23 protein-coding genes are annotated in these 25,617 nt (G+C 70.3%); 11 read left to right on the top strand and 12 right to left on the bottom strand.

The features are described 5' to 3' along the window. Window positions 1-104: 104 nt before the first annotated feature. Window positions 105-1,157, top strand: coding sequence for a hypothetical protein (locus H6726_19475; GenBank protein ID MCB9659839.1), 1,053 nt, complete (start codon window positions 105-107; stop codon window positions 1,155-1,157). Here H6726_19475 and sixA read toward each other — a convergent pair. Then, on the bottom strand, window positions 1,129-1,605 hold the full coding sequence (sixA, locus tag H6726_19470; protein MCB9659838.1) for a phosphohistidine phosphatase SixA: 477 nt from the start codon (window positions 1,603-1,605) through the stop codon (window positions 1,129-1,131). The two genes, H6726_19475 and sixA, sit on opposite strands and share 29 nt — an antisense overlap. A 203-nt stretch (window positions 1,606-1,808) precedes the next feature. Between sixA and H6726_19465 the strand changes: the two genes are divergently transcribed. Then, window positions 1,809-2,252 (top strand): hypothetical protein, encoded by a 444-nt coding sequence (locus H6726_19465; protein MCB9659837.1) that lies wholly within the window; start codon window positions 1,809-1,811, stop codon window positions 2,250-2,252. Here H6726_19465 and mutY read toward each other — a convergent pair. After that, window positions 2,164-3,306 carry an A/G-specific adenine glycosylase gene (mutY, locus tag H6726_19460; protein MCB9659836.1) on the bottom strand — a complete coding sequence of 381 codons (1,143 nt, stop codon included), beginning with the start codon at window positions 3,304-3,306 and terminating at the stop codon, window positions 2,164-2,166. The two genes, H6726_19465 and mutY, sit on opposite strands and share 89 nt — an antisense overlap. Before the next feature lie 44 nt (window positions 3,307-3,350). Between mutY and H6726_19455 the strand changes: the two genes are divergently transcribed. After that, window positions 3,351-3,836 carry a hypothetical protein gene (locus tag H6726_19455; protein ID MCB9659835.1) on the top strand — a complete coding sequence of 162 codons (486 nt, stop codon included), beginning with the start codon at window positions 3,351-3,353 and terminating at the stop codon, window positions 3,834-3,836. A gap of 33 nt (window positions 3,837-3,869) precedes the next feature. On the opposite strand, the gene H6726_19450 is transcribed toward H6726_19455, so the two are convergent. Continuing rightward, window positions 3,870-4,124 carry a hypothetical protein gene (locus tag H6726_19450; GenBank protein ID MCB9659834.1) on the bottom strand — a complete coding sequence of 85 codons (255 nt, stop codon included), beginning with the start codon at window positions 4,122-4,124 and terminating at the stop codon, window positions 3,870-3,872. 198 nt (window positions 4,125-4,322) lie between these two features. Here H6726_19450 and H6726_19445 point away from each other — a divergent pair, with 198 nt between their 5' ends. The 3 genes from H6726_19445 (at window position 4,323) to H6726_19435 (ending at window position 9,023) form a co-directional block, all read left to right on the top strand. Next, window positions 4,323-4,979 (top strand): hypothetical protein, encoded by a 657-nt coding sequence (locus H6726_19445; GenBank protein MCB9659833.1) that lies wholly within the window; start codon window positions 4,323-4,325, stop codon window positions 4,977-4,979. 78 nt (window positions 4,980-5,057) lie between these two features. Continuing rightward, a complete protein-coding gene (locus H6726_19440; GenBank protein MCB9659832.1) occupies window positions 5,058-6,980 on the top strand; it encodes a gamma-glutamyltransferase in 1,923 nt (640 codons plus the stop codon). Between the two features lie 564 nt (window positions 6,981-7,544). Next, the gene (locus H6726_19435) at window positions 7,545-9,023 is read left to right on the top strand and encodes a sigma-54-dependent Fis family transcriptional regulator (GenBank protein ID MCB9659831.1); all 1,479 of its coding nucleotides are present in this window, start codon (window positions 7,545-7,547) and stop codon (window positions 9,021-9,023) included. 51 nt (window positions 9,024-9,074) lie between these two features. On the opposite strand, the gene H6726_19430 is transcribed toward H6726_19435, so the two are convergent. Genes H6726_19430 through H6726_19420 form a run of 3 tightly spaced genes read right to left on the bottom strand, consistent with a single transcriptional unit; the run spans window position 9,075 to window position 11,392 of the window. Continuing rightward, entirely contained in the window at window positions 9,075-9,983 is a 909-nt protein-coding gene (locus H6726_19430) for a hypothetical protein (protein ID MCB9659830.1), read from the bottom strand. 3 nt (window positions 9,984-9,986) lie between these two features. Further along, entirely contained in the window at window positions 9,987-10,496 is a 510-nt protein-coding gene (locus H6726_19425; protein MCB9659829.1) for a cyclic nucleotide-binding domain-containing protein, read from the bottom strand. A gap of 50 nt (window positions 10,497-10,546) precedes the next feature. After that, a complete protein-coding gene (locus H6726_19420) occupies window positions 10,547-11,392 on the bottom strand; it encodes a hypothetical protein (GenBank protein ID MCB9659828.1) in 846 nt (281 codons plus the stop codon). A gap of 192 nt (window positions 11,393-11,584) precedes the next feature. On the opposite strand from H6726_19420, the gene H6726_19415 reads away from it, so the two are divergent. Then, complete coding sequence (locus H6726_19415; protein ID MCB9659827.1) at window positions 11,585-12,226, top strand: SCP2 sterol-binding domain-containing protein; 642 nt, start codon at window positions 11,585-11,587, stop codon at window positions 12,224-12,226. A 290-nt stretch (window positions 12,227-12,516) separates the two neighbouring features. On the opposite strand, the gene H6726_19410 is transcribed toward H6726_19415, so the two are convergent. From H6726_19410 to H6726_19400, 3 genes are all read right to left on the bottom strand, one after another. Then, window positions 12,517-13,662 (bottom strand): hypothetical protein, encoded by a 1,146-nt coding sequence (locus H6726_19410; protein ID MCB9659826.1) that lies wholly within the window; start codon window positions 13,660-13,662, stop codon window positions 12,517-12,519. Window positions 13,663-13,763: 101 nt separating this feature from the next. Continuing rightward, window positions 13,764-14,777: an esterase gene (locus H6726_19405; protein ID MCB9659825.1), complete on the bottom strand. Its 1,014-nt coding sequence runs from the start codon at window positions 14,775-14,777 to the stop codon at window positions 13,764-13,766. A gap of 202 nt (window positions 14,778-14,979) precedes the next feature. After that, a complete protein-coding gene (locus H6726_19400) occupies window positions 14,980-16,251 on the bottom strand; it encodes a hypothetical protein (protein ID MCB9659824.1) in 1,272 nt (423 codons plus the stop codon). A 317-nt stretch (window positions 16,252-16,568) separates the two neighbouring features. Here H6726_19400 and H6726_19395 point away from each other — a divergent pair, with 317 nt between their 5' ends. Further along, on the top strand, window positions 16,569-17,090 hold the full coding sequence (locus H6726_19395; protein ID MCB9659823.1) for a hypothetical protein: 522 nt from the start codon (window positions 16,569-16,571) through the stop codon (window positions 17,088-17,090). Between the two features lie 20 nt (window positions 17,091-17,110). On the opposite strand, the gene argS is transcribed toward H6726_19395, so the two are convergent. From argS to H6726_19380, 3 genes are all read right to left on the bottom strand, one after another. Then, window positions 17,111-18,862 carry an arginine--tRNA ligase gene (gene argS, locus H6726_19390; GenBank protein ID MCB9659822.1) on the bottom strand — a complete coding sequence of 584 codons (1,752 nt, stop codon included), beginning with the start codon at window positions 18,860-18,862 and terminating at the stop codon, window positions 17,111-17,113. A gap of 108 nt (window positions 18,863-18,970) precedes the next feature. After that, window positions 18,971-19,807, bottom strand: coding sequence for a mechanosensitive ion channel (locus tag H6726_19385; GenBank protein MCB9659821.1), 837 nt, complete (start codon window positions 19,805-19,807; stop codon window positions 18,971-18,973). An 85-nt stretch (window positions 19,808-19,892) separates the two neighbouring features. Further along, window positions 19,893-20,816 carry a DUF481 domain-containing protein gene (locus tag H6726_19380; GenBank protein ID MCB9659820.1) on the bottom strand — a complete coding sequence of 308 codons (924 nt, stop codon included), beginning with the start codon at window positions 20,814-20,816 and terminating at the stop codon, window positions 19,893-19,895. A gap of 259 nt (window positions 20,817-21,075) precedes the next feature. Here H6726_19380 and ruvB point away from each other — a divergent pair, with 259 nt between their 5' ends. Genes ruvB through H6726_19365 form a run of 3 tightly spaced genes read left to right on the top strand, consistent with a single transcriptional unit; the run spans window position 21,076 to window position 25,613 of the window. Continuing rightward, the gene (ruvB, locus tag H6726_19375) at window positions 21,076-22,164 is read left to right on the top strand and encodes a Holliday junction branch migration DNA helicase RuvB (GenBank protein MCB9659819.1); all 1,089 of its coding nucleotides are present in this window, start codon (window positions 21,076-21,078) and stop codon (window positions 22,162-22,164) included. Then, window positions 22,164-22,841, top strand: coding sequence for a hypothetical protein (locus H6726_19370; protein ID MCB9659818.1), 678 nt, complete (start codon window positions 22,164-22,166; stop codon window positions 22,839-22,841). Before ruvB ends, H6726_19370 begins: the two co-directional genes overlap by 1 nt. A gap of 9 nt (window positions 22,842-22,850) precedes the next feature. Continuing rightward, entirely contained in the window at window positions 22,851-25,613 is a 2,763-nt protein-coding gene (locus H6726_19365) for a sulfatase-like hydrolase/transferase (GenBank protein MCB9659817.1), read from the top strand. The last annotated feature ends 4 nt before the right edge of the window (window positions 25,614-25,617 follow it).

Below are 25,617 nucleotides of genomic sequence, written 5' to 3'. Positions count from 1 at the left end.
CGGTGCATGTGGAGCGTCGGGCGGTCCTGCTCTGCCCGCGCTGTGCTCGACCCGCCTGCTTCACGTGTTGGCAGCCGACGCAGCGGCGCTGCCATGCTTGCGTCATGGCCTATCCCACGGAGATCGCGCCTCCCATCCCCTGGGAGATCGAGGGGGTGAGCCTTGGTGCCGGACTGCTCGGCACACTGCGACAGGCCTTCTCTCCTACCACCGTCGCGCCTGCGCTGGGCCATGGCGACGTGCGCGCCGCGCTCGGGTTCGCGCTTGTGACGTGGCTGCCTCTCGCGGCCCTCCAGGGTATCATTCCGTACACTCGGACGCTGGTGTTCGGCGAGCACCACGTGGCCATCGCGGACGCCGCGGCGTCTACCGTGATCGCCCTCGACCTGGCTCGCGCGATGTCGCTCGGGGTGCTGCTCGGCGCCATCCAGCTCGGGGGCATGGGTCTGGCGTTCGCGAGCCTCGGCAACGCCTTCGGTCAGCCGGACGTGCCGGCGCGCGCGGTGGCCTGGCGTACGGTGCTCTACCGGGCGTTCGTCGTGCTGTTGCTGCCGTCGCTCATGGCTGGAGGGCTCCTCCCCTCGGACCTCGTCGCGAACCTGATGTTGGTGAGTGGCTTGTTCGAGCCGACCTTGTACGTGCTCGTCGCGGTGGCGGGAGGCGTGTGGCTGCTGACCACGCTCCGCACGTCAGCGCGGTTGGCCATGGGCATGGGTCCGAGCATGTCGTTCTTGGTCCCCTTTCTGGTGCTCGCGGTGGGTGTCCTGGCGCGGCTGTTGACCGAGACGGCCCTGCAGCCCCTGATGCCGCCGGTCCCCGAGCCGACGGTGCAGGACGCGTTCGAGGAGCCGCGCCGCGCGCCTCCAGAGGACACGACCGGGACACCCACGACGCCCACGACGCCCGCGACGCCCGCGACACCCGCGACACCAGGGCTGCAGCCGGACCCCACAGCGCCCCCAGAACCTGGGCAAGCACCAGCCCCACCACCCAGCACCGATGACACGTTGGGCCCGCCAACCGCGCCCGCTCTTCCGAGGGTGCCTGCTGGCGACCCGGGGACGAACACGCTCACGCAGGGAGCGTCGCACGGAAGGGGTCGGCTCCTCGCCGCGCCACACCCGGGGATCAGTCCAGGCGCGATGGGTCGATCATGAACTCCACCTGGGCAGACCCCTGCTGCCGCGTGATCAGACAGGCCGCCCCAGTCTCGAAGCCGGAGAAGCGCTGACCCCCGCTCAGCTGTGCCGCCAGCGCGCTGACCTTGGGCATGTGGGTCACCAGCACCACCGTGTCGTCCGGGCGTGCCGAGTCGAGCACCGCCAATGCTTGCGCGGGGCTGCCTTCCTCGGCGGAGAGCGGGACGTGCACGAGGACCGGAACGTCGCAAGCGGGATGGACGTGCTGCACCAGGATCTCGGCGGTCTGGACGGCCCGCACCAGGGGGCTGGTGTACACCCGTGTGAACCGAAGGCCCTTCTCTGCCAGGGCGTAGGCCACGGCGCGGACGCCCGCGCGACCCCTCTCGGTCAGCCACCGTCGCTCGTCGACGGGCGTGGTGTCGTAGGGCACGGCCTCACCATGACGAACCAGCAAGATGCGCATGGCCCACGATAGCGCACAGACCAACCATGCGCCTCGTTCATCACCTCAGCGTCGCAAGCCGCGCCGCCGTACCCAGGGTCCATGTGGGCCTCGACCCCTCGTCGAAGGGGGCGCGCCACGGCGGCCTCGGCCGGACGGCGCCCGGGCCTCCGTCGACTGCAGGCCAGGTCGCCCACATGCTGCTAGCATGGCCCGCCTCGTCCATGCCTCTTCGTCGCGACCAGCACTCCGTCCTCCGCCTGGCCCTCGCATTGCTCGCGTTGGGAGCCTTGGCCGCCGCGTGTGAGCTGTTCGCCCGCCAGGCGCCCTACACGCCGCTCGCACTCGCCATGTTGCCAGGTCCCGTGCAACAGCTCCGCGAGGCGGCGCTGCTCCATGGCCTGATCGCGCTGGTCGTGCCCGTCTGGCTGCCTCAGGCTTGGTCCGACCAGGCGCCGCGCTGGTTCGTCCCCGCCTTGTGTGCGGGTCACGCCTTGTTGTTCACCGTGCTGGTCTATGCCGCGATCACAGGCCGCATGGCGGTGCAGATCTGGGACCCGCGACCCATCGCGATCGTTCTCACTGCGCTGCGCGTGTTCGGCCACGTGGTCGTGGTGAGCGCCTACCTGGCGTGGGGGCGGCGCTTGTGGCGTGGTCTGCAGCGCTGAGCGCAAGCAGCTTGTGCGTCAGCCTGGCGACCCCGATGTCGGCTTCGTTCACCACGCCGTTGCCGTCGACTCCCATGAGGCGGGCGCGGCTGCCTTCTGCCACGTGCGCGTGCGTCGCCACGAAGACCTGCACGTGCAGCCGGCGGTGGCTGAGCACGTGTTGCACCTCGCCGATGGGGGCCGGGTTCAGTCGCGCCTGGACCCCCGCCCGCTGGAGCGCCCCGGCCGCAGCCGCAGCCGCGTCGTCGTCACGCTCCGCCGTCGGTAGCCCGTAGAGGCCCCCGAAGAGCTCTTCGTCGCTGCGCAGCATCGCCACGCGCTCTCCCCGCCGCGCCACGACGGCCACGAGGGACACGCGGCGAGGCGGCGCTTTGCGAGGGATGCAAGGCAGCTGCTGGGTCATGCCTTGCTCGCGTGCCACACACATCGTCCTGGCGGGACAGACCTCACACTGCGGCTGCTTCACGCTGCAGACGAGGGCACCCAGCTCCATCATCGCTTGGTTGAAGTCGCCAGGGCGCTCGCCCACCACGAGGGCCTGCGCCCGCTCCCAGAGGCTGCGCTGCGTCGCGGGTTCCGTTGTGTCGGAGGTGATACCAAAGATGCGCGTCAGGATGCGCGTGACGTTGCCGTCCACGATGGGCTCCTCGAGCCCGAAACAGACGCTTCCCAGCGCCCCTGCGGTGTACCGTCCGACCCCTGGTAGATCCAGGCGCGCTCGGGGGTCGGCCGGCACCGCACCACCATAGCGGCTCACGACCTCCTGCACCCCTCGGTGCAGTAGCCTGGCGCGGCGGTAGTAGCCTAGCCCGCTGAACGCAGCGAGCACCTCGTCCTCGGTGGCGGCCGCCAGATCGTGGGTCGTCGGGAAGCGCGCCATGAACCGCTCGTAGTAGGGCAGCACCGTATCCACGCGCGTCTGCTGAAGCATCACTTCCGATACCCATACGGCGTACGGATCGTGGGCGCGATGTCGCCATGGCAGGTCGCGCTTGGCGGAGTCGTACCAGCTCAGCAGGGCGCTGCGCAGGGCGGCGATGTCGTGCGCGCTCACCGGCCGAACGTGCAGGTTGGGCCGCGGTGGGTCAAGCTCCGACCATGTTTTCGGGGCCGCAATGGACGATCGGGATCTGCGCCGGGCTGCTCTGGGCGTGCGGCGGCTCCGAGCCTGCGCACGAACACATCGAACCCACGACCGCCCAGGTCGCGGAGGACGTGCCCGCGCCCCTGGGACCGCCGCCCGAGGTGCAGCTCGTCCTTCAGCCTGGTGGCGTACCCTCGGTCGCCAACCTGAGCGCTTCCCCGGTGTCCATCCGTCGGCAAGTCGAAGTGCGGGGCCTGACGGAGGACACCGAGCTGGCGCTGGGCGTTGGCTGCACGCCTCCCGCCGACAGCCCTTGCCTGACGCTGGTGCCGGGCGCCGCGGTGATCCTCGGTCGCTGGCCCGATGCGCTGGGGCGGTGCGCCTGCGCGCCCTGTTTGACCTTGCCCGCTCCGGGTCCAGACGCTGCCCTCTCCGCCAGCTTGGTGCTCCAGGGGTGTGAGCCGTCGCAGCCGCTGGCGCTGCCCATGTCGTCGCGCTGACGGGACGGGTGCGGCGTGAGAACGTCGGGGGGATCAGGGCAGCGTGTGTGGCCCTGGCAGCGTGTGCTGTCCTTCGCGTCTCCGCGCGGGGCAGCGTGCGTTCTCGCCAGCGGGCTCACGACCGACGCCGGACTGGACCCGGCGCCGACCTGGGCGCGCCCCGATGCGACCGCGCCGCGCGAGGCGGAGGAACGCGTGGAGGGCGACGCCTGCCAGACCGACCCACGCGGTGAGCACGGCCAGCCCGGCCACCAGCTGCAAGAGCGAATCAGAATGTATCAGGTTCATGGGGGGACCTCGTCCTTGATGGCTAGTCCTTGTAACGCGATGCGTCAAGAGAGGTGCTCGTGACAGCTCGCGACGAACCCTGCACAATCGAAACATGCTTGCATTTTCGCACGGGAACCACTTGACGCGCTTGCTAGGAGGGTCTACCTCGAATCTAACGCACTGCGTCATATCCGCGACGCACCAAAGGAGCATCCCGTGCAGAACATCACGACCCAGATCAAGACCAGCGGCACGCGGCTGCGCGACAGCGGCGCCGCCTTCGCCACCACGACCTACCAGGCGACCAACGCCTTCGTGGACGCCACCGTCGACGCCACCGTCACGGCGTTCGAGCAGATCCGTGCCGCCCTCGGTGAGGCGGGGAGCGAGGCCAAAGCCGCCGGACTCGAGGCTACCAGCGTGCTGAAGTCCGAAGCCGCCGCGCTGCGGGACGCCCTCGAGCTCCCCGCGCCGACGCTCAGCCTGAGCGCTCCCGAGCTCCAGCTGCCCGACGCGGCGGAGCTGGTGACGCAGCTGCGCGCCGCACCGCGTCAGGTGGAGGGCCAGGTGCTGCGTGTCGTCCACAAGGCGCTCGGCGACCTGGATGAGAAGGTCGAGGCACGCATCGAGTTCCTCGAGCAGAGCAACGTGGTGGCCCTACCCGCGGCGAAGACGGCCAAGGTCAAGAAGGCTGCCAAGGCCGCCAAGGCGCTGAGCGTGCCCGTGCGTGGCTACGATGCGCTGACTGCTCGTGAAGCGACGGGCGTCATCCAGTCCGCCACGCTGGCCAAGGTCGAGAGCATCCTCGAGTACGAGCGGGCCAACAAGGGTCGCGCCACCGTCGTCCGCGCCGCCGAAGCCCGCCTGAGCTGAGTGACAGGCTCCTCGGCCTGCGTGCGGGCTGACGGGTCGTCTCAGACACTGCTAGGGTCGGGCATGCTCGCCCGACCAATGCTCCATAGATGGTTGCTGGGTGGCCTCGGCCTCCTGTTCGGCTTCTGGCTGGTGGGGGGGCCGCAGGCGCTCGGGCAAGGCGGATCGTCCGATGCTGGTGTCCCCCAGGCGGGCGGCGCCTCCGCTCGAGGCACTGCCGCGCCTCACCCATCGAGCGCCAGCCCTCGAGCCACTGGTGCGCCGGCTCGCCGCGCCGCAGGCACGCCGCCCGTGGGCGTCCCAGCGGCCGCAGGTCACTACGCTCACGCCGCCGTCGCGAGTGATCGTGCGCTGGCCTCCGAGGCGGCCGTGCAGGTGCTGCGGGAGGGTGGAAACGCCGCCGACGCCGCGGCCGCCGCCCTGCTCGCGCTGGGGGTGGTGAACCCGTCCAGCTCCGGGTTCGGCGGTGGTGGCTTCGCGCTCTACTACGACAACTCACCGCGCGCTCGCGCTGCGTCCCCCGATGCTGCCGACGTCTCGTCCCGTCTGACGTTCATCGATTTTCGGGAACGGGCCCCCCGCGCCGCGACGCCGGACATGTTCGTCGACGCGCCACCGGGCGGCACGGGGCCGATCTCGGCCGCGTCGCAGCTCGGTGGCCTCGCCAGCGGCGTGCCCGGTGAGCCCGCAGGGGTCGTGGAGCTCGTGGAGCGGTTCGGTCGCACCAGCCTGGCTTCGGTGGCCGCGCCAGCCATCGCGTTGGCCGAGAGTGGCTTCGAGGTGGACGCGGCGTTCGCGGACACCGCCATGCGCTTCCGTGACCAGCTGTGGGTCGATGCGACGCTCCGGCGGTGGTTCGGACCGAGCGGGGAGCTGCATGCTGGCGACCGTCTCGTCCAGCCCGAGCTCGCGCGCACCCTGCGTGCCTTTGCGCGCGGTGGACGTGGCAGTGTCTATGGGGGTCCCATCGGGCGGGCGATCGTGCGCGCCAACAACGCGCGGGGTGGACGCATGACCCTCGCCGACCTCCAAGACTACCAGGTGGTGCGCCGTGTCCCGGTGAGCGCCGTCGCGTTCGGTCACCTGTGGGTCAGCGCACCTCCTCCCAGCGCGGGAGGCACGACCATGCTGGGCAGTGTCCGGCAGCTGGCGGCGCTCCGACCCGTGTTCCGCACGAGCCAGAGCGCGCTGCGGCACGCGTTGCTCGAGAGCTGGAAGGGCCCCTTCCTGGACCGCGAGCGCTACTTCGGCGACCCGGATCACGTGCCCGTCCCGCTCGCGCAGCTGCTCGACCCCACCCGCGATGCGCAGCGCGCGCTGCGCTTCCACCCATTCTTGGCGCTCGACCCACGTGTCTACGACCTGCCCCTCGCGCAACCGACCGGAGACACGCAGCAGCCCGACAACGCCGGCACCAGCCACTTCTGCGTGGTGGACGAAGAGGGCAGCGTCGCGGCCGTCACGAGCACGGTCAATCTGCCGTTCGGCGCACGCTACAGCGCTGGTGGCTTCGTGCTCAACGACCAGATGGACGACTTCGCGCGGGAGGTCGGGGAGCGCAATGCGTATGGCTTGGTGGGGGGGGTCAACAACCTCCCTGGGCCCGGGCGGCGCCCGGTCTCCTCGATGTCGCCCACCATCTTGTTCGACTCGGCCAGCCGGCCTGTGCTGTGCGTCGGCGCCTCGGGCGGTAGTCGCATCGTCACGGCGACGGAGCAGGTCGCGCTGGACGTGGTGCTCCTCGGCATGAGCGTGGAGGACGCGGTCGCCGCTCCGCGCGTGCATCATCAGGCCGATCCGAACGTGTTCAACACCGAGATGGTGGCCCCTCTGACCGAGGCCGAGCTCGCCGCCTTGCTGGCGCGGGGGCATGCCCATCAACCCATCCGCAACATCGCCATCGTGCAAGCCATCCAGCTGGTCCATGGCGCCGACGGCGGGCCCCCGGCCTTGCACGCAGCTTCCGACGGGCGCAAGGGAGGACGACCCGCTGGCTATTGAGCGGCCGGTATGGCTCAGCGGAAGCGGTGGTCGGTGCGAGGGGGCCGACGCAGGCCGCGCGAACCGCTAGCGACCGGGATGGGCGCTGGTTCGGGTGGGAAGAGGCTACCCAGCGCCTCGACGATGGCTTCGACTCCCTGTTCGACGCCCTCCTTGATGCGGGACCCCAAGCTGGGCTTGGCACGCGGGGGAGGGGCGGAGGAGTCGGGCTTCGTTCGTTCAGGCAAAGCCTCCTCATGATGCGAACGCGACCCGGCATGTCAATGGGCGAGTGCGGCCTTCTTGCACAATGCTGCGAAAGTGAAATGCAGGCGTGCAGAATTGCGAGGCCGCTTCGTCGTCCGACGTGGGGACCCGTTACGAAAATGTCGAAGAACCGGCACACCGACGGGTTGGCACAGACTTCGCAGACGCGGGTGCCCGAAGTGGCGGAACGGTGAGTGTCGTTCTCCCCCCCGGACCACGCGACGCCTCGCCACTTCCATAATTCCCCAACGGCCGCCGCTGAGCGGCCGTTGCCTTTTGGACGTTGTCAGCAGCCCTTCGGCGCGCGACCCTCGCTTCATGGCCACCCTCCGCGTGGACGACCGCTCCCTGCTCGACTGGGTCAACCGCGCAACGTTCAGCAACCCGTTCTCCGAGGAGCGTGAGCGGGCCGACCGCGTCATCGCTGCGGGTCACGAGGTCCAGCAGGACGGGGCCGCGATGACGCCGATCCGCGACGTGGAGGAGCGCGTGTCGGCGTGCCTCGCGCGCGTCCTGCCCGCTGGGCGCGTGCTCTCCGAGTTCGCGCAAGCGGACCAGGAGCGCCTCGAGCATGCGCTGCTGTTCCACGTGTTCCACGCCTCCGTGCCCGAACTGGACGCCCTGATCACCCGGCAGACCGGGAACCCGAAACCCATTGGCTTCCCAGCGGGCGCCGAGATCCTGGGCGCGCTCACCTCGCGGGGCGTCAGCCCCGAGCGCGCTCGCAGGGCCCTCGCCCTGTTCTATCAGATGCGACGTGCCTTCGTATTCATCAGCTCGGGGCTGGTGGGCGCGGCGCCGTCCTTGCGGCAGCTGCGTGAATCCCTGTGGGCGCACGTGTTCACGCACGACGTCCGGCGCTACGAGCGCTTCCTGTGGAACCGCATGGAGGACTTCTCGACGCTCCTCGAGGGTGAGACTGGGAGCGGAAAGGGGGCGGCCGCCGCGGCCCTCGGGCGCTCGGGCTTCATCGCATGGGACGACGCGCGAGGGCGCTTCGAGGCTTCGTACGAAGCGTTGTTCATCGCCGTCAACTTGAGCGAGCTGAGCCCCGCGTTGGTCGAGTCCGAGCTCTTCGGACACCGCAAGGGGGCCTTCACGGGCGCCGTGGACAGCCACGAGGGGCTGTTCGCGCGCTGCCCACCACATGGCGTGGTCTTCCTCGACGAGCTGGCCGAGGTCAGCCCTGCGCTGCAGGTCAAGCTGCTGCGGGTCCTGCAGGAGCGCAGCTTCACGCCCGTCGGCGACCGCACGCCCCAGCGCTTCGTGGGGCGCGTCGTCGCTGCAACCAACGCCGAGATCGACGCGCTCCGGGCGGAAGGACGCTTCCGGGACGACCTCTTCTACCGTCTGTGCAGCGACCGCGTGCGCGTGCCGAGCCTCCGAGCGCGTCTCGCGGAGGACCCCGACGAGCTCAGCCGGCTGGTCGACACCGTGATCACCAAGATCGTGGGCGCTGCGACGCCCGCGCTGACGAGCGAGGTGTCGACTGCGATCGCGCGCGACCTGCCCTCGGACTACCGGTGGCCTGGGAACGTGCGCGAGCTCGAGCAGTGCGTCCGGCGCGTCCTCCTGACTGGTGCCGCAGGCCCGCTGTCGCCCACGCGTGCCGACGTGCCGAACGTCCCCGAGTGGCTCACGGCGGCGGCTGCTGGGAGCCTCGACGCGCGGGGGTTGCTCGCGGCCTATTGCGGCATGCTCCGCGCCCGCCTGGGGTCGTTCGAGGAGGTGGCGCGAGTCACGGGGCTCGACCGTCGGACGGTGAAGAAGTACGTCGACGCGGCCACACGGGAGTGAGCCACAGACGTCCCGCTGGGGATCGTCGACGGCGTTGCCCCTTGGGCGCGATCACTGGGATTGGAACGTCGGATCGGCGAGCCCGGTGGCGGAGCCCATGAGCATGGCGATCAGCGCAGCATACAGCGCGATGAAGCCCACCACGAGGAACAGTCGCCACAGCGTCGTCGCCGCGAACGCCGCGAACGTCGTGGTCCCGTGGGCGGCGGCCATGGCGCGCGTCTCGAGCCACACGACGGCAAACGGGGTGACGAAGGGCCCCACGCACGGGATCGCGTACCACATGTAGGCCGCGTTGGCGTAGCCCACGCCCCGCAGCGAAGCCTCCCAGCTGCCGCGGGCCTGTTGCATGAGCATCAGCGACAGGTGCGCCCCGGCCATGGCGAACGCCAGCCCGAACACCGCCATCACCGGCGCCTGGATGCCCATCGCCGGCACCATCACGCAGCCGATCGCTCCGAAGCCGACGCCCATCGCGGCTCCGGCCGCGCCGTCGCCCGCGCTGGCGCCTGCCACCAGTCCCACGATGGCGTAGAACACGGCGATTTGTGCGGCGAACAGGACGTTCCCAACGGTGTACGAGACCACACCATAGAACGCTCCGCCGCCCAGCGAGTCGATGGCGGGCCGGGCGAAGAAGTCCTTCGGCGTGAGACACGCGAGCCGCGTCGTCTCCCAGAAGCTGGTCCAGAGCCCGAGGCTCTCTCGCCGCTCCCAGGGCACCGCGTTGACTCCGCGCGCGGCGCACTCCACGCACAGCGGCATGGGCTGCATGGAGTCGAGGCAGCGGGGACAACCGAACGTGCCACACCGGCTACAGGTGAACGTCGCCGGTTGGTCCCGGTGCACCCCACATGCGTTCCAGTGGGCGTCGCCCACGTCGGTCGCTGACTCGGTCGCTGGCTCGCTCGGGGCCGGCGTGGCGCCTCCCTCGCGCACGTCGGTGTCGCTCGGCTCCATGGCTCAGAACTTTCCGGTCACCGAGAGGAAGGTCATTTTGTCGTTCGTCTCGCGCAAGCGCGCGGAGAGCGTCTTCACGAAGTTCCAGAGGATCTCGTAGGCGAGCTCCTTGTGCAGAAACAGGAGGTCTTCGAGCGCGTCCTTGGAGATCACCAGCAGGCGGCAGCTCTCGTGGACGCGCGCGTCGGCGCTGCGCGGCACCGCATCGATCAGCGCCATCTCGCCGAACGCGTCCCCTTCCTTGAGCACGGCCAGCGCTTCTTCGCCCATGCCGCTGACTTCGCGGGAGATGCGCACCTTGCCCTCCAGGATCAGGTACAGCGACCCGCCAGTCTCACCCTCCTTGAAGATGACCTGTCCCATCTTGTACGACTCCTCCTGGGCGATGGCCGCGATGCGCGCGAGCCCTCGCTCGGCGATGCCGTCGAAAAGATGGATCTTGGCGAGCGCGCGGAGCACGGAGTCGGCCTCGGGGGCAGCCGCCTCGGCGGTCGTGTGGGCCTCGGGTGTCATGACCGACGACGCTATCAAATTTCGCGGCGGAGGATCGAGTTTGACGCGAGTCAGAACCCGTTGAGCGTGTCGGTCACAGAGAGGACGTCGCCGATCTCGTAGAAGTCGACCGTGATGAAGTTGGCGAAGTCGCCGCTCTCGTCCTGGCACTGCTCCACCCGGTCGAGCAGGAACGGGTTGTGGTTGACCATCTCCGCGAGCGCCTCGCTGGCGAAGGGCGCCGTGAGGAAGTGGTTGAAGATGAACAGGGCGTTGTCCCGGTCTCCGCGGTTCTGTGCGCAGCTGAAGTCTTCCGGAGTCTCCGCCGAGAAGTGGGTCTCCCACGCGTGGGCCCACACGTCCATGTACCAGTCGTAGGTGCCTCCGTCGCGGTCGGTGAAGACCACGACGCGCGTGTCGGCCGCCACCAGCTCTCCGAGCGTCGGCCAGGGCTCGGAAACTGTGTGGGCGTACGTGCGCGGCAAGAGGCCGCTCTCCTCGAAGGACGCGAGCACGTCCTCGGGCTCGATGTACGTCTCGAAGATGATGGTGATGACCTCACCCGGGTTCGCATCGAGGAACGCGTTCAGCTCGCCCAGGCCGTCCACCAGGGGCAGGCGACCGAACACGCACGCGCCATGGCACAGCGCTGGGGCGTTGGTGCGCGGGTCGATGTACGTGTCCAGCATGAAGCCCCGGACGCCGTCCTCGAGTTGCTGCGTGAGTGAGCTGCGCTGGTTCGGTGGGGCGAAGCGGTACGCCGCCGACGCGTGGGCGTTGTGGGTGGTGGCGTAGGCGACTTCGTCGTAGGGGCGCTCACACAGCTCGACGTGCCCGTTGCAGCTGAGCTCTGGTGGCTCCGCCGATTCGGAGCAGGAGAGCAGCGCGCTGCACCAAACGGCGAGCAGCACGCGCACGGTGAGGTAGCGTGCTGTGGTTGGACGACCACGGGGCGTGAAATGTGACGGGCGGGTGGAAGCGTGGCCGTGCGGTGACATCGACGCGAACATAGCAGCGCTGCGGACCCTTCTGCGACCACCGCATGCTGACCGTGGGGCGTGCATTTTCGGTGCGCGGGCCTTGCGCTTTTGGTTTACGCTCCCGCCCCTATGAGCACAGAACCGCTTCAGTTCCTCCGCACCACCGCGCCCGCCCTGTTCAAGAAGGGCATCGAGGCGCTCGAAGCCAAGGCCAGCGCCGGCGACGCGCGCGCCACCAAGACGCTCGAGGCCGTACGGTCCGTGACGGGCGCGGCCTTCTTCGTGGCGGACGGCGCGGGCGAGGTCTACTTGGCCTCCAAGGCGGGTGAGGTCAGCGTGAGCGACAGCGCGCCAGACGGAATCCCCATCAAGTTTGCGGTCGGCTTCCCGGCCGAAGCCGCCGAGATGGTTCTGGGCGAGGCTGCCAGCGAGGGGGCCATCGACGACCCCCGTGTCGCGATGGGCGTCGCCCAGATCCCCAACCCGGACCTGGACGCCATGCTGGCGGGCAAGACGCTCACCTGCCACCTCATCATCGAGGACGTGCCGGACCTGGGCAACGTCACGGTTCGTATCGGCCTCAACGTGAACGAGCCGCCCGCCACTCCCGGCTTCACGGCTACGCTGAAGTACACGGACCTCGAAGACCTGCGAGAAGGCGACATCAACGCCCAGCAGCTCTTCATGGGCGGCAAGCTGCGCATGGCGGGCGACTACTCCGTGGCGCTGCAGGTGGCCATGGGCATGATGGCCAAGGCGCAGCAGCGCTGAGCGTCTCTGGGCCGCCGGACGCAACGCGCGTCATGGCGGCCCACACGACAACCCTCGAGACGGGTGCCCGTCAGGGGGATGGCCACGAAGACCCCCACGGCTCCGGGACGAGGTCCTAGGACCCGACCCGGGGAGCGCGGCAGCTTGACTGTGCTCCTGCCCCGTCAGTCCTGCCCCGTCAGTCCTGCCCCGTCAGTCCTGCCCCGTCAGTCCTGCCCCGTCAGTCCTGCCCCGTCAGTCCTGCCCCGTCAGTCCTGCCCCGTCAGTCCTGCCCCGTCAGTCCTGCCCCGTCAGTAACGAACGCGGAGCTTGATCTTGAGGAAGTCCGCGATCTGCTGAGCGATGGCGCGCGGGATGCGGTAGAGGCGCGCCTCGACGACGCCACGGGCGCGTGCGTGCGGTTCACCCTTGAGCGCGGGCAGCACGATGCGGCTCCAGCGCAGGAGCGTCTTTCCATCCGCCCGCTCGAGCGCCGTGGTCAGCGAGGGCTCCAGCCGCTTCTGATACGCCACGGAGGCCGTGCACAGAGCCGCGAACGTGCGCACCAGCCCGTCACGTCCGTCGAGGATCGCCGGCTCGTACGAGTTCTTGAGCAGCTCGAGGTGGCGAGCCACCTTGGCGGGTGCGATGCGGGCGATGGCCGGGAGTGCATCGGCCGACGTCTGCACGACTCGCTTGTGCTTGGAGGTGAGACCACGCGCGAACTTCTCGGCCAGCGACACCACCAGCTCCGGCTTGTGCTCCACCAGCTCGTGGAGCAGGCGAGCGGCCTGGACGGCGCTCGTCGCGCTGGTGCCGAGCATGAGCGCGCCCTGCTCTTGCACCAGCGGCAGAGGCGCGTCCGCGGCGATGATGGCGGCGGCTTGGGGAGACAGCGGCTTGGGCGGCGCCTTGGGCGGCTCGTATGCGCGGAGCGGACCGTCGGACTTGTCACGCGACGAGTCCTCGGGCGGCTCCACGTGTGTCAGGTCGTCGTCGAGGTCGTCGTCCAGCTCCTCGAGTGCACGCCTGATGGACGCAGGGGGCGCCTGGGCGGGCTTCTTCGTGGGCTTGGGTTTGGTGCCGACACCGGCAGCCTTGGCGGCCGACGGGGCTGCCTGACCGACCTTCTCGGCGGCCGGGCCCGGCTTGACCGGCGACTTGCTCTTTGGCGCGCTCTTCGCGGGAGACTTGCTGGTGCTGGTCGACTTGGAGGACGCGGAGGACCCCGTCTTCGCGGGTGCCTTCTTCGCACTGCTCGCGGCGGCCTTCTTGGTAGCCTTCTTGTCCCCGGCGGAGCTCGCCGTCTTGGGAGCCTTGGCGGGCGCCTTGGTCGGCGACTTCTTCGCGGCCGGCTTGGCCGTTTTCGCCTTGGGGCTGGGAGCTTTCGAGGTCTTACCGCTTTGCGTCTTCTTGGGGGAGGCCTTGCTCGCGGTCGCCTTCTTCTTGGTCGCCATTCATTTCCTCCGGCGCCCTCCACGGGTTGCCGCGGCCATCATAGGCCAATCGGATCCGGGAGCGCACTACAATTACGGGCGCTCCGTCCACAGCCGCACCCTCAGTGACCGCGGCGCTGCGTGGTCAGGACCTCGGCCAGGAGCGGCAGGCTGAGCTCGTAGCGGTGCGAGGTGCCGCGGTGGCCGCCGTCGAACTCCTCGAACCGCAGCTGCGCCCCGAGCTCCCGGCAGCGCGCTGCCAGCGCCCGTGCGCCGAAGTGCAGACCATGCTCGTCGCGGTTCCCCGCGTCGACGAACAGCAGGGACAACGCGGCCAGGGCCTGCCCGCCCATGACGGTGTGGGCGCGGGTGAGGGGGTCGTGCGCGGTCCACTGTGCGAAGACGTCGGTGCGGATCGCTGCGCTCTCCATGTGGAACGGGAGCGCGACGTGGGGAAAGGGCGCCCCACGGTCTGGCGAGTACGCGGCTGACGCCGCCAGCACGAACGCCGCGTCGAACTCCACGGCGCTCCTCGGTCCGCCGTTCGGCAGCCGCTCCGCGAACGCCGCGAGCCCCCCAGCCTGCTCGAGGCCGATGGCGGCCGACGTGAACATCGGGCGCATGCTGACCTCGAACGCCAGGTCGGCCGCGTGGCTGGCGACGGCGGACACCACCCCCGGGCGGTCCATGGCGAGCCGCAGCGCACCGAACCCTCCGCTGCTGCGCCCGGCTACGGCGCGCCCCTCCGCGCTCGGGATGGTCGGGAAGTGCGCGTCGATGGCGGGGAGGACGTCCTCCACCAGGTACGACTGGTAGCGCCCGAGCCCAGCGGAGTCGATGAACTGGCTGCCGCCCCAGCGCGTCATGCAGTCGGGGAGGGCGAGGATGGCGGGCGGGCTCTGGCCCGAGACCACCTGCTCGTCGAACCGCTCGACCGTGTTCTTCGCCCACGGGCTGTAGGAGAGAATGCTGAGGTGGTTGCTGCCATAGCCGGGCAGCAGGAGAATGACCGGCAAGCGTGCCGAGTCCGAGGTGGGCGGGACGTAGACGTAGACGTCCCGCTCATGGGGGTCGCCCAGGGGGTTGCCCTCGAGGCAGCGCCCGGCGAGGCGTAGGCGTTCGATGCGGCCGTGCATCGGGCGAGCATAGCGCAGCCATCACGGGGGACGGGCCAGTCTCCCCGAGCCGGCTCACCGAGACCGAGCGCGAGGGTCGGAGACGGGTTCGACCAGCACACGTCCCGAACGCTCTGCCGATGCCCGCCGAGCCCGTCACGCGCGTGTGCGTCGTGCCGCGGTCGTTGGCCACACGGGACGACCTCGGATCGTCGTAGCGGGGTCAGCCGTGGAGGCGCACGACGACGATGTTGGCGATCACGTAGAGCGTGGCCAACCCCACGAAGGCCCACCAGTCCAGCTTGCGCGAGGCCTGCTCACGCCCCGCGTACACCAGCCGGATGGACGCGATGCTGATGAAGACCGCCCCGAAGATGGTGCCCACCCCGAGGAAGTTCATCTGCTCCGCCATGGTGATGGCCTCGGTCTCGGGCAGGATCTCCCCGAGGACGTAGGTGTTGGCCATGGCCGCGAAGATGGAGCCCACGCTCAGCCCGAAGCGCGCGTCGAGGTCCGTGACGTGCACGCGCAGGGCCAGCAGCCCCAGCATGACCGACAGGAAGGTGACCCAGAAGAGCTTGAGGAGCGGCATGCCCGTGCCGCGCCGCAGCTCGATCTTCTGGGTGAAGCGTGAGTAGGGGGCGTGGGCGTTCTCGCCCAGCGACAGGAAGCCGTAGTTGGTGTCGTAGATGTGGTCGGCGGCGCTGGTCTCCCCCAGGCTCACGTCCCAGCCCGCCACCTGCACCAGCGGATCGACGCGCGAGTTCGCTGTGTCGGGCGTGTAGAACTGCGTGACCGACTCGCTCTCCACGTCCTCGATGTCGATGTGCAGCGTGTGGTTGTCGTACGGGAAGTGGTCCACGTCGAACACGTGGTAGATGGTCGCGACCAGGCGCACGGACGTGTAGTGGTAGCCGAGGTCGTCGACCACTTCGCTGTCGATGCGGTTCTGGATCTCGCCGTTCACCAGCTCGAAGGTCTGCGCGGGGTGCAGGTCGTCGTTCTGCCAGCGGAACCACATCCAGAAGTCCACGACGAAGGTTCCGTCGCGCAGGTTCACGTCGCGCAGGCGGTTGATGTACATGCCGATCTTGACCTCGGACGGCGGTGCGGGCGTCTCGGCCTCGGCCTCGCCCGCTTCCGTCTCGGGGGCCTCGGCTGCGGCTACGCCGGCGTCGGCGGCTTCACTGTCCGGAGCGGGCTCCTCCGCGGGCGCGTCGCGGTCCGCCCACGGGTCGAGCACCTCACCGTCTGCGCGCGCGTCGAGGCACGGCAGGAGCAGCGTCACCAGCAGCGCGAGCCCCAGCACAGCAGCGTCGAGGCCACCACGCGCCGCTCGCAGCGCGGCCGGGTGGAGGGCGGGCCTTCGCCAGCGGCCCGCTGCATCGAGCGTTCGTGCAACGCGCTCAGCGGGCGACGCGAGCAGCTCGGCGGAAGGGGTCGACGGAATGGGACGTCCGGGTCCGGCCGACCGCTCGGTGCTCTCACGGGTCACGGCGCCGAGGGTACACCAACGCGCTGCTCGGCGGACGGTCGATGGCGCACACCAACGCGCTGCTCGGCGGCCGGTCCATGGCGCGACACACGGACGTGCGCGGGGCGCTGGCGTGTGTGTGTGCTCCGTCATGCGGCGCGGGGCTTCGCGCCCGGACGCGCCGGCGATCCTGGACCGTGCGCCACAGGGCGCGGCTTGACACCCAACGCGCGGGGCGTGACCGTGAGGCCATGCAGGAGACGGAACGTGCGCGACGCGTGAGGTGGGCAGGCCAGCGTGCGTACGGACCCCACGCGCCGTGGGTGATGCTGGCGTGCGTGCACGCGCTCGTCGGGGTGGGCTGCGGAGGAGCGCGCTCGTCGGATGACGCGGGCGCCTCACGTGACATGGGGCCCGTGGATGCCCGTGTGGACGCCACGCTGCATGACGCGGGGCCACGGGACGCGGGCACCCGGGACGCCAGGCCGCGGGACGCGATGGGCTCGGTGGACGCAGGACCGGACCTGGCCGCCCTCGACAGCGGCCCCCCTCGGTGTGACCCGTTCGAGGTCCGGGTCGCGGTCGAATTCCGGCGGGGACAGGACACTCGCCTGCTGGGACCGGGGGCGCAGTGCAACGCCATCGGCTTCGTCATCCTCTCGGAGGAGCAGACGGTGCTCGAGGCCCGCTACCCCATGCTGGACTGTGGGTCGTTCTTGCTGCGGGACGCGGCCTCGTGCGGGTTCGTTCCCGACCGATACGCCAACGACGGGCTCAGCATCGCCGAGTGGAACACCGTCTGCGACCTCGAGGCCGAGCTCGGGCCGCTCGAGTGGTTCTGTTGGTACCTGCTCGACTGAGCGGGGCCATCACGTGGCGCTCACATGCGCTCGACGACGTCGATGCCCAGCAGCGTCAGGCCCCGGCCCAGCTGGCGCGAGACGAGCGCGGTCAGGCGCAGGCGGCTCAGGCGGGTGGCCTCGTCCTCGGCGTTGAGCACCGAGCACACCTCGTAGAAGCGGCTGAAGGCGCGCGCCAGCTCGAACAGGTGCTCGCACAGGTAGTTGGGCTGGCTGGTCTCGGCCGCCTGGTGCACCACGTCGCCGAAGCGCGCGACCATGCGCCCGAGCGCCTGCTCCTCGTCGGCCACCAGCGCGATGGCTCCCGCCAGCTGGTCGGGCTCGACCTCGCCCTTGCGGAAGATGCTGCGGCAGCGCACGTAGGCGTTCTGCATGTAGGGGCCGGCGTTGCCCTGGAACGAGATCAGCTTGTCCCACTCGAAGGTGTAGTCGCTGACGCGGTTCTGGCGCAGGTCGGCGTACTTCACGGCGCCGACGCCCACCTTCTGGGCGGTCTCGTCCAGCTCGCTCGGGTCCACGTGCAGGCGGCCCTCGTCGATGCCCTCCTGGATGCGCGCGCGTGAGCGCTCGACGGCCTCGCTGAGCAGCCCCTGCAGCGTCACGTCCACGCCGTCGCGCGACCGGATGGGCTTGCCGCCCTCGCCCAGCACCGACCCGAACGCCACGTGCTCGAGGCGCATGGTCACGCCCAGCATCTCGGCCAGCGCGAAGAGCTGCTTGAAGTGGAAGGCCTGCGGGGTGCCCACCACGTACAGCACACGGTCGGCCTTCATCACGTCGCGCCGGTACAGCACCGCGGCGATGTCGGTGGTGCTGTAGAGGAACGCTCCGTCGCGCTTGCGCACGATGAGGGGCTCCTTCTGCTTCTTGAGCGCGGCGGGCGTCGCGTCCAGTTCGTTCCAGAAGACGCACATGGCGCCCTCGTCCTCGCGCGCGAAGCCCTTCTCCACCAGCAGGTCGATCACGCCCTCCAGGCGCGAGTGGTAGAAGCTCTCCCCCTTCCACTCGTCGAAGGTGACCCCCAGCTGGTCGTAGACCACGTCGAGGGTCTTGCGCGTGGCCGCCACGAAGCGCGTCCACAGCGCGGTGTTCTCCTCGTCGCCGCTCTGCAGCTTGGCCAGCTCGGCGCGGGCGCTCTCGGCGAAGGCCTCGTCCTCCTTGGCGCGAGCGCTGGCCAGGGCGTAGACGCGCCCCAGCTCCACGATGGCGTCGGCGTCGAGCGCGGCCTGGTCGCCCCACTCGCGCATCCCGACGATGAGCAGCCCGAACTGCGTGCCCCAGTCGCCCAGGTGGTTCACCGCCACCACGTCGTGCCCCACGAAGCGCAGCAGCTTCACCAGCGCGTGCCCGATGATGGTGCTGCGCAGGTGCCCCACGTGCATCTGCTTCGCGATGTTGGGGCTCGAGTAGTCGACCACGATGCGCTCGCAGCGCTCCACCGTGTCGACGCCGTCCCGCTCGAGGTCGGCGTACATGCCATCCAGCTGCTCGGCCAGCCAGCCGGCCGCGATGCGCAGGTTGATGAAGCCCGGGCCAGCCACCTCGGCCGTCTCGATGGCCGGGTGCTCGAGCAGCTTCTGCGCGATGGGCTCGGCCAGCTCGCGCGGCTTCTTGCCCAGCTGCTTGGCGAGGCCCATGGCGCCGTTGACCTGGTAGTCGCCGAACTTCGGGTCCTGCGTGGGGCGCAAGAGGGCCGCGGGCGCTTCGGGCAGGTCGAGGGCGGACTGCATCGCCGCGCTGGCGATGTGGTTGAGCGTGCGGTCGAGCAGCATGGGTCGGGAGGGATACACCGGATGCGCCGCGCGCGCACCCGGTGTATCCCCGAGCCCAGTCGCTGCTGCCAACGCGAGGGAGCGGGCTCCTCGGCGGGCAGCCTGCGCTCAGCGCTTGGCGAGCGCTTCGCGGGAGGCCTGGTCCAGGTGCACGTCCATCTGCGGGAAGGGGATGCCGATGTCGGCGTCCTCGAGCGCCTTCTTGGCGTCCCGGATGGTCGCCTGGAAGACGTCCCAGTAGTCGCCCGTGTTGCACCAGATGCGCAGCTGCCAGTCCACGGACGACGCCCCGAGGCCGGCCAGGAACACCTGCGGTGCGGGCTCGCTGAGCCCCCCCTGCACCTGCGCCACGACCTTGTCGAACACGGCGCGGCAGGCGTCGATGTCCGCGTCGTAGGCGCAGCCCACGTTCACGTCCACGCGCCGGATGGGGTAGTGCGTGACGTTGTTGATGGTGGCCCCGAAGATGGCGCTGTTGGGGACGATCAGGCGCCGGTTGTCGAGCGACTTGAACTCACAGGTGAAGAGCTCGACCTCCTCCACGGTGCCCTCGATGCCGGCCACCTTCACGAAGTCGCCCACCTTGAACGGGCGGAAGATGAGCAGCATGACGCCCGCCGCGAAGTTGCTGAGCGTGCCCTGGAACGCGAGACCGATGGCCAGACCAGCCGCCGCGATGAGCCCCGCGAAGCTGGTGGTCTCGATGCCGAACACCCCCAGGCAGCCGAGGGCCACGCCCGCCAGGATGGCGTAGCGCACGAGGTTCGCGAAGAAGCGCGTCAGCGTCAGGTCGAAGTTGCGGGCCTCGAGGGTCTTGCGCAGCCGCCCCGAGAGCCTGTTGGCGACGATCCAGCCGACAATCGCGGCGACGAGCACGCCGACCACCTTGATGCCCCACGTGGTGGCGATGTCCTGGAGCTGATTGACCAGCTGCTGGAGGTTCATGAGTTCTCTCTCCTTGGGGCACGGCGCGCAGCGGTCCCCCGGTTCTCAGCCGGCCGGAGAGAGCTCTCCGACCGACCGTTGGGGTTCAAAGGAGCGTGTAGATCACGCTGATGATCGTGTTCGTGTCGACCTCTTCGGAGGCGGCCGGGACGCGGTCGTACTGCAGGCGGAACTTGACCTCGAGGGCCAGGCGCTCGATCAGGCGCGCGTTGAGGGTGGTCTCCCAGTTGACGCGGATGTCCTCGAAGCGGTCGGCCTCGCCGCCCTCCAGCTCGTTCAGGTTCACGAGGAACTCGAGGCCCGTGGCCATCGACACGTCGTCGCTGAACTTGTGCGTGGCGCCATAGAAGAGGCGCAGCGCGTGGATGTTCTGGAAGTTGCGCACGACGCGCGTGCAGCCGGAGATCATGTTCGTGACGTCGTCTTCGCTGCAGATGACGTGGCGCCCCGCGCTGTTCTGGCGGTTGTCGAAGGTGTAGTCGTAGCCGCCCTCGATCCAGACTCGCGTGTTGTCATTCTTGATCAGGTTGCGCAGGTAGCCGGCCTGCACCTGCAGGCGCGTCTGCAGACCTGCGAACGTGTCCCAGCGGTGGGCCACGGCCAGGAAGAGCGCGTCGTTGGCGGTCAAGAACAGGTCGTAGCGCACGCGGCTGTTCAGGTTGCGGACGGTCAGCTGGTAGCCCTCGCCCCCGCTCCCGTCGGTGTCGGCTTGGCCGTAGTTGAACGCCGACTGGATGGTCAGCGCGTGGCTGCCCCGCAGCACGTAGGCCTGGGTGCCGGCGTTGAAGTTGCGGGCGCGCGTGTTGCCGGTCGACACGTTGGCGCCGGCCGAGATGTTCCAGGTGGTCTCGCGCTCTTCTTCGGGCGCGGCGGCCACGGTCTCGGTGTGGTGGGCGACCTCGGGCACGGCCTGGGCGGCCACCTGAGCGGCGGAGGAGCCCAGCAGGGCCGCGATGGCCGAGAAGAGAGAGAGGCGCCGGGCGGCGGTGAGCTGTGGAAGGTGCGACATGAAGAACCTCGTTGTCCTCGAAGGAATGACCCCTGGGTGCGCGCCCCGCTTCGCAAGCAACGTGCCAGCGACTCCGCGCACTGCCTTGGACGTACCCGACCCCCACGCCTCGGTCAAACTCGTGCGCAGCCGCGTCAGGCGCGCATCGCGGCGGGTGTCGCTGCGTGTAGGGCCGGCCCACCACCTGTAGGGGCGAGCCCACGTTCTCGGGCGCAGAGTTGGCGCGACCGGCCAGAGGCGGCACACTCCACCCCTCCCGATGTCCCCACGCCCCGGAAACCCAGGCCGCGAGGCCCCCCACGACGACCCCGAGCGGGAGATCGACGCGAGCCCGCGCGCCGAGGAGCGCCCCTACGAGATCACGCTGCGCCCTGCGCGCTTCGACGACTTCGTGGGTCAAGAGAAGATCAAGGACAACCTGCGCATCATGGTCGAGGCGGCGCGTCGGCGCGGGGACCCGGTGGACCACGTGTTGTTCTGCGGTCCCCCAGGCCTCGGCAAGACCACGCTCGCGATGATCCTCGCCGAGGAGCGTGGGGTGAGCCTGCACATGGCGTCTGGACCTGCCATCGAGCACAAGGGGCAGCTGGCCGCGTTGCTGACCAAGCTCGAGCCCAACGACGTGCTGTTCATCGACGAGATCCATCGGCTGAGCGCGGTGGTCGAGGAGAACCTCTACACCGCCGTCGAGGACTTCCGGATCGACATCGTGAACGGCGACGGGGCCTACGCGCAGACCCTCTCGCTCAACCTGAACCCGTTCACGCTCGTGGCGGCCACCACGCGCACCGGCCTGCTCACCAACCCCATGCGCACGCGCTTCGGCTACCCGGCGCGCCTCGACTACTACGCCGCCGAGGAGCTGGCGCGCATCGTTCGTCGCAGTGCCGGGCTGTTGGGCGTCGAGGTCTCGCACGAGGCGTCCGAAGAGGTGGCCCGCCGCGCCCGCGGGACCCCGCGCATCGCCAACCGCCTGCTGCGGCGCGCGCGCGACTTCGCCGAGGTGCTCACGGACGGTGTGCTCGATCTGGCCACGGCGCGCGAGTCCCTCGACCGGCTCGACGTGGACCACGCGGGGCTGGACGAGATGGACCGCAAGTTCCTGCGCGTGATCATCGACCACTACGACGGAGGTCCGGTGGGCATCGAGACGCTGGCCGCGGCGCTCAGCGAGCCGCGTGACACCCTCGAGGACGTGTACGAGCCCTTCCTGTTGCAGCAGGGCTACCTCGCGCGCACGGCGCGCGGGCGGGTGGCCACGCGGCACGCCTACGAACACCTCAACAAGACCATGCCAAAGCGTCGCCGCGGGCCGTCGGACCCCGAGCCACAGGGCGAGCTGTTCTGATGGCCGCCCGCGCTCAGACCTTCGCGCGCGTAGGCGCCGTGATGATGATCGCCGTCGGCGTCGGCTGCGCCCTGCTGGGCGGCGACGTGGCGCTGCACGGTGCCGAGCCCCCCCTGCCACCACCGGAGCGGGCCGTAGAGGGTACGCTCGAGCCGGGGCCGCTGACGCGCTCCCCCGTGGGCGATCCATTCCTCTACGCCGAGGTGCGCGTCGCGGACCAACCCGGGCCGAACGCGCCGCACCACCGCGGCAACTACGGCGAGGCCACGGTCTCGGTGCGCACGGCCGCCGGCGAGGTGGTCTCCGTGCGGCTCGACGAGCCGTCGGCCTGGCGCCTCGACTCGCCGGAGCGCGACGAAGCGCGCGAGGTCATGTCCCTCGGTCACCTGCCGCTGGTGGGCGAGCTCGACACCGAGCGCCGGCTGAACCCGCCCTTCCACGTTCGCGTGCGCGCCTTGCGCCCCGGGGACGTCGTCATCCTGGACGCCCAGGACGGGGTCTCACGGCGGACCTACGTGGGGGACCGCGGAACGCACGAGCAGCTGCACGCGCGCCGCGAGTCCATGCGCTGGCCCATGGTGGCCTTGCTGCTGGTCCTCGCGCTGGTGTCCATCTTCGGCGGGGTGCGCTTGCTGCGCCTCCGCCCCGAGGCCTTCGCGCCTCCCGACCTGGCTTGAGCTCGCTCGATGACTGAACCCACCGACTCCTCGCCCGCTCAGCGGGCCGCTCACCTCGCCGCCTTCGGGTTGCTCTACGGCCTGGCGGCGCTCCTCGCGCGCACGGTGCTGGCGGGCCCTGCGGGGGGCCTCGCGAACGCGGACCCGTCGTACTACGCGGGCGCCACCGTCGCGCTCCCGTTCGACGTGTTGCTGGGCTGCGTGATCGGCCTGCCTGCCGCGCGCCGTCCAGGCTCGCTCGGCGCGCGCGCCGTCAGCGGGGTCTGCGCGATGGTGGTGTTGGCCTTGCATGTGGCGGTCACGCCGCGCCTGCCCGGGGCCGTCACCCGCGAACACCTCGAGCTCGCTGGGCCTCGCGCGCTCGGCGCGGGCTTGATGCTGGGGGCGGCGCTCCTGGCCGGCCTCCAGCCGCTCGCGCAGCGCCTCACCGCCCGATACGAGAAGCGCGCCGGGCGCGTGGCCGACGCCGTGGCGCTCGGGCTCTTGGCGTGTCTGGACGTGGGGGCCAGCGTGGGTGCCTACGACGCGCTGTACGCGGGGGCCGTCCACCCACTCTGGCACCTGGCGCTCGAGTCCGGTGGGCGCGAGACCCCTGCGGCGGACCCGGCGCCTGCACGGCACGACCACGATCACGAGCACCACGAGCACGACCACGGCGAGGCCCACCAGCGCCGCATCGGCCCTAACGACGTGATGGTCCTGGCAGACGACGAACCCTCGACCGACGGGCGCCCGCCGGGCGACATCCGCGTGATGGTCTCGGTGCTGCACCAGGGGGACACGCTGGAGCCCGTGCCCGACACGGCCTACCCCTACTGCCTCGACGCCCTGCCTCCGCCCCCCATCCCAGCGGGAGAGGCGCTGCCGGATGTCATTGTGGTGCTGCTGCGCGACGTGGGCATGCGCGAGCTCCAGCTGGACGCCGCCCCGAACGTGCCGGTGATGCCCATGCTGCGGCGGCTCGGCACCGAGGCGGTGCTGTTCGACGACGTGATGGCGGCCGGCGAGGTGGACGAGGACGTGCTGCCCGCCGTGCTCAGCGGGCAGCCCCCGAGCTCCGAGGCACCGCTGCTGCGCGACCCGGCCCTCCCGTACCTCCCCGGCGTCGCCCGAGACTTCGCGGCCCGGGGGTACGAGACGGCCTTCTTCGACGGTGTCCGGGACGACCGGACCTTCCGCGGCAGCTACCTGCGCATGGTCGGGTTCGAGCGTGTGGACGCGCCCGCGCTGGGGGCTGCCCCGGTGCGCGAGGACCAGGCGACCTACGAGCAGCTCGCGGCGTTCTTCGACGCCGAGCGGGAGCACCGGGCGCCGCGCTTCGCCGTGATGCACAACCTCGGCCGCACGGCGGAGTCCGCGCTCGCGGGCCCGGCGGCGACCGACTTCGAGTCGTTGCGCGCGCGCTTGGCCGACACGGACCAGCAGTTCGAGGCCTTCTACACCTGGTATCAACGCGAGGCCCGACCGCGTGGCACGGTGCTGCTGGTGCTGGGCGACCACCCGAGCCCGGTGGTCTTCCCGGAGGACCCCGAGACCCCTACGACCGGCACGGGGCACGAGCTGTTCTTCCGCGTCCCACTGTTCGTCACCGGGCTGACGCCTCCGCGCGAGGCGGCGCTCCGTGAGCGCAGCTCGCGTCTGGGGGCGCACACCGACCTGCCCCGCACGCTCCTCGGGCTGACCGGTGACCACCGCCACGGGTGCTACTTCGGCCGGGACTTGTTCGCCGATGGAGACTGGCCCACGCGCCGCGCGCCGCTCTCGTTCGGTGGGGACTCGCGCCAGTTCCTCGTGGCCCACGACGGCGACACGCGCTGGCTCTACAACACGCTCACGCGTACGGTGCGCATCCACGACCGCGCCCGCGACCCACGCCTCGAGCGTGATCTCTTCAGCGAGGACGACCCCGAGTGGCCGCGCGTGCGCGAGTACCTGCTCTCGCACCTGGCCACCCAGAACTACCTGCGACGGCGGCGGCGCTACATCCCGCTCCCCGATGCCGGTGATGACGCGCGCCCCCCCGTCACCCAGCCCGAGCGCATCTCCGACCGCGGGCTGCTCGACGGGCCGGTGGTGGACGGGGAGCGACCGCTGCGCCAGTCCCACGCCGAGGTGCAGGCCGCGGCCGACGCGGGCTTCGAGGCCATCGCCCTCGATGTGTTCATGACGAGCGAGCGCGACCTGATCACTATCGGCTCGAGCCAGCTGTTCGAGCTGCGTGAAGGGCTCCCGGTGACGACCGAAGACGTGACGCGGCAGCAGCTCGAGACCATGCAGCGGCCGGCGCCCACCGTGCAGGAGCTGCTGCGCCGACACCCGTCCATGCGGTTTCACTTTGCCCTGCACGCGCCCACGCGACCCGAGCGGCGTGGGCCGTGGCTAACGACGGTGGTGCAGACGTTCCGCGAGCTGCCGCCAGACCGCGTGGCCCTGACCCTCGACGACCCGGTGCTGGCGGGGGTGCTCGTCGGCGAGCTGCAGGGCAGTGGGGTGTCCATTGGCCTGACGCGCGCGCCTGACTCCAACGAGGCGGCGCAGCTCTGGCTCCAGACCGCACGCGCCATTGGTGTGGGCTGGCTGTTCCTGCCACACAACGTCGTGGACGAAGCGCTGATGGAGCGCGCGCACGGGATGGGCGTGAAGGTCGGGCTGCTGGGGGTGACGGGGGCCGCCGCCGTCACGCGTCTGATGAGCGCGACGGCGACTCCCGACGCCTACCTGGCGACGCGGGCCTTCCTGCTGACGGGCTCGCCGCGCCCGTCAGCGCCGTAGCCCG

The organism is Sandaracinaceae bacterium (assembly GCA_020633055.1).
Taxonomy (GTDB): domain Bacteria; phylum Myxococcota_A; class Polyangia; order Polyangiales; family Houyiibacteriaceae; genus JADJJE01.
Note: the sequence above shows the minus strand (reverse complement) of the source record. Positions and strands in the feature narration are given on the sequence as shown.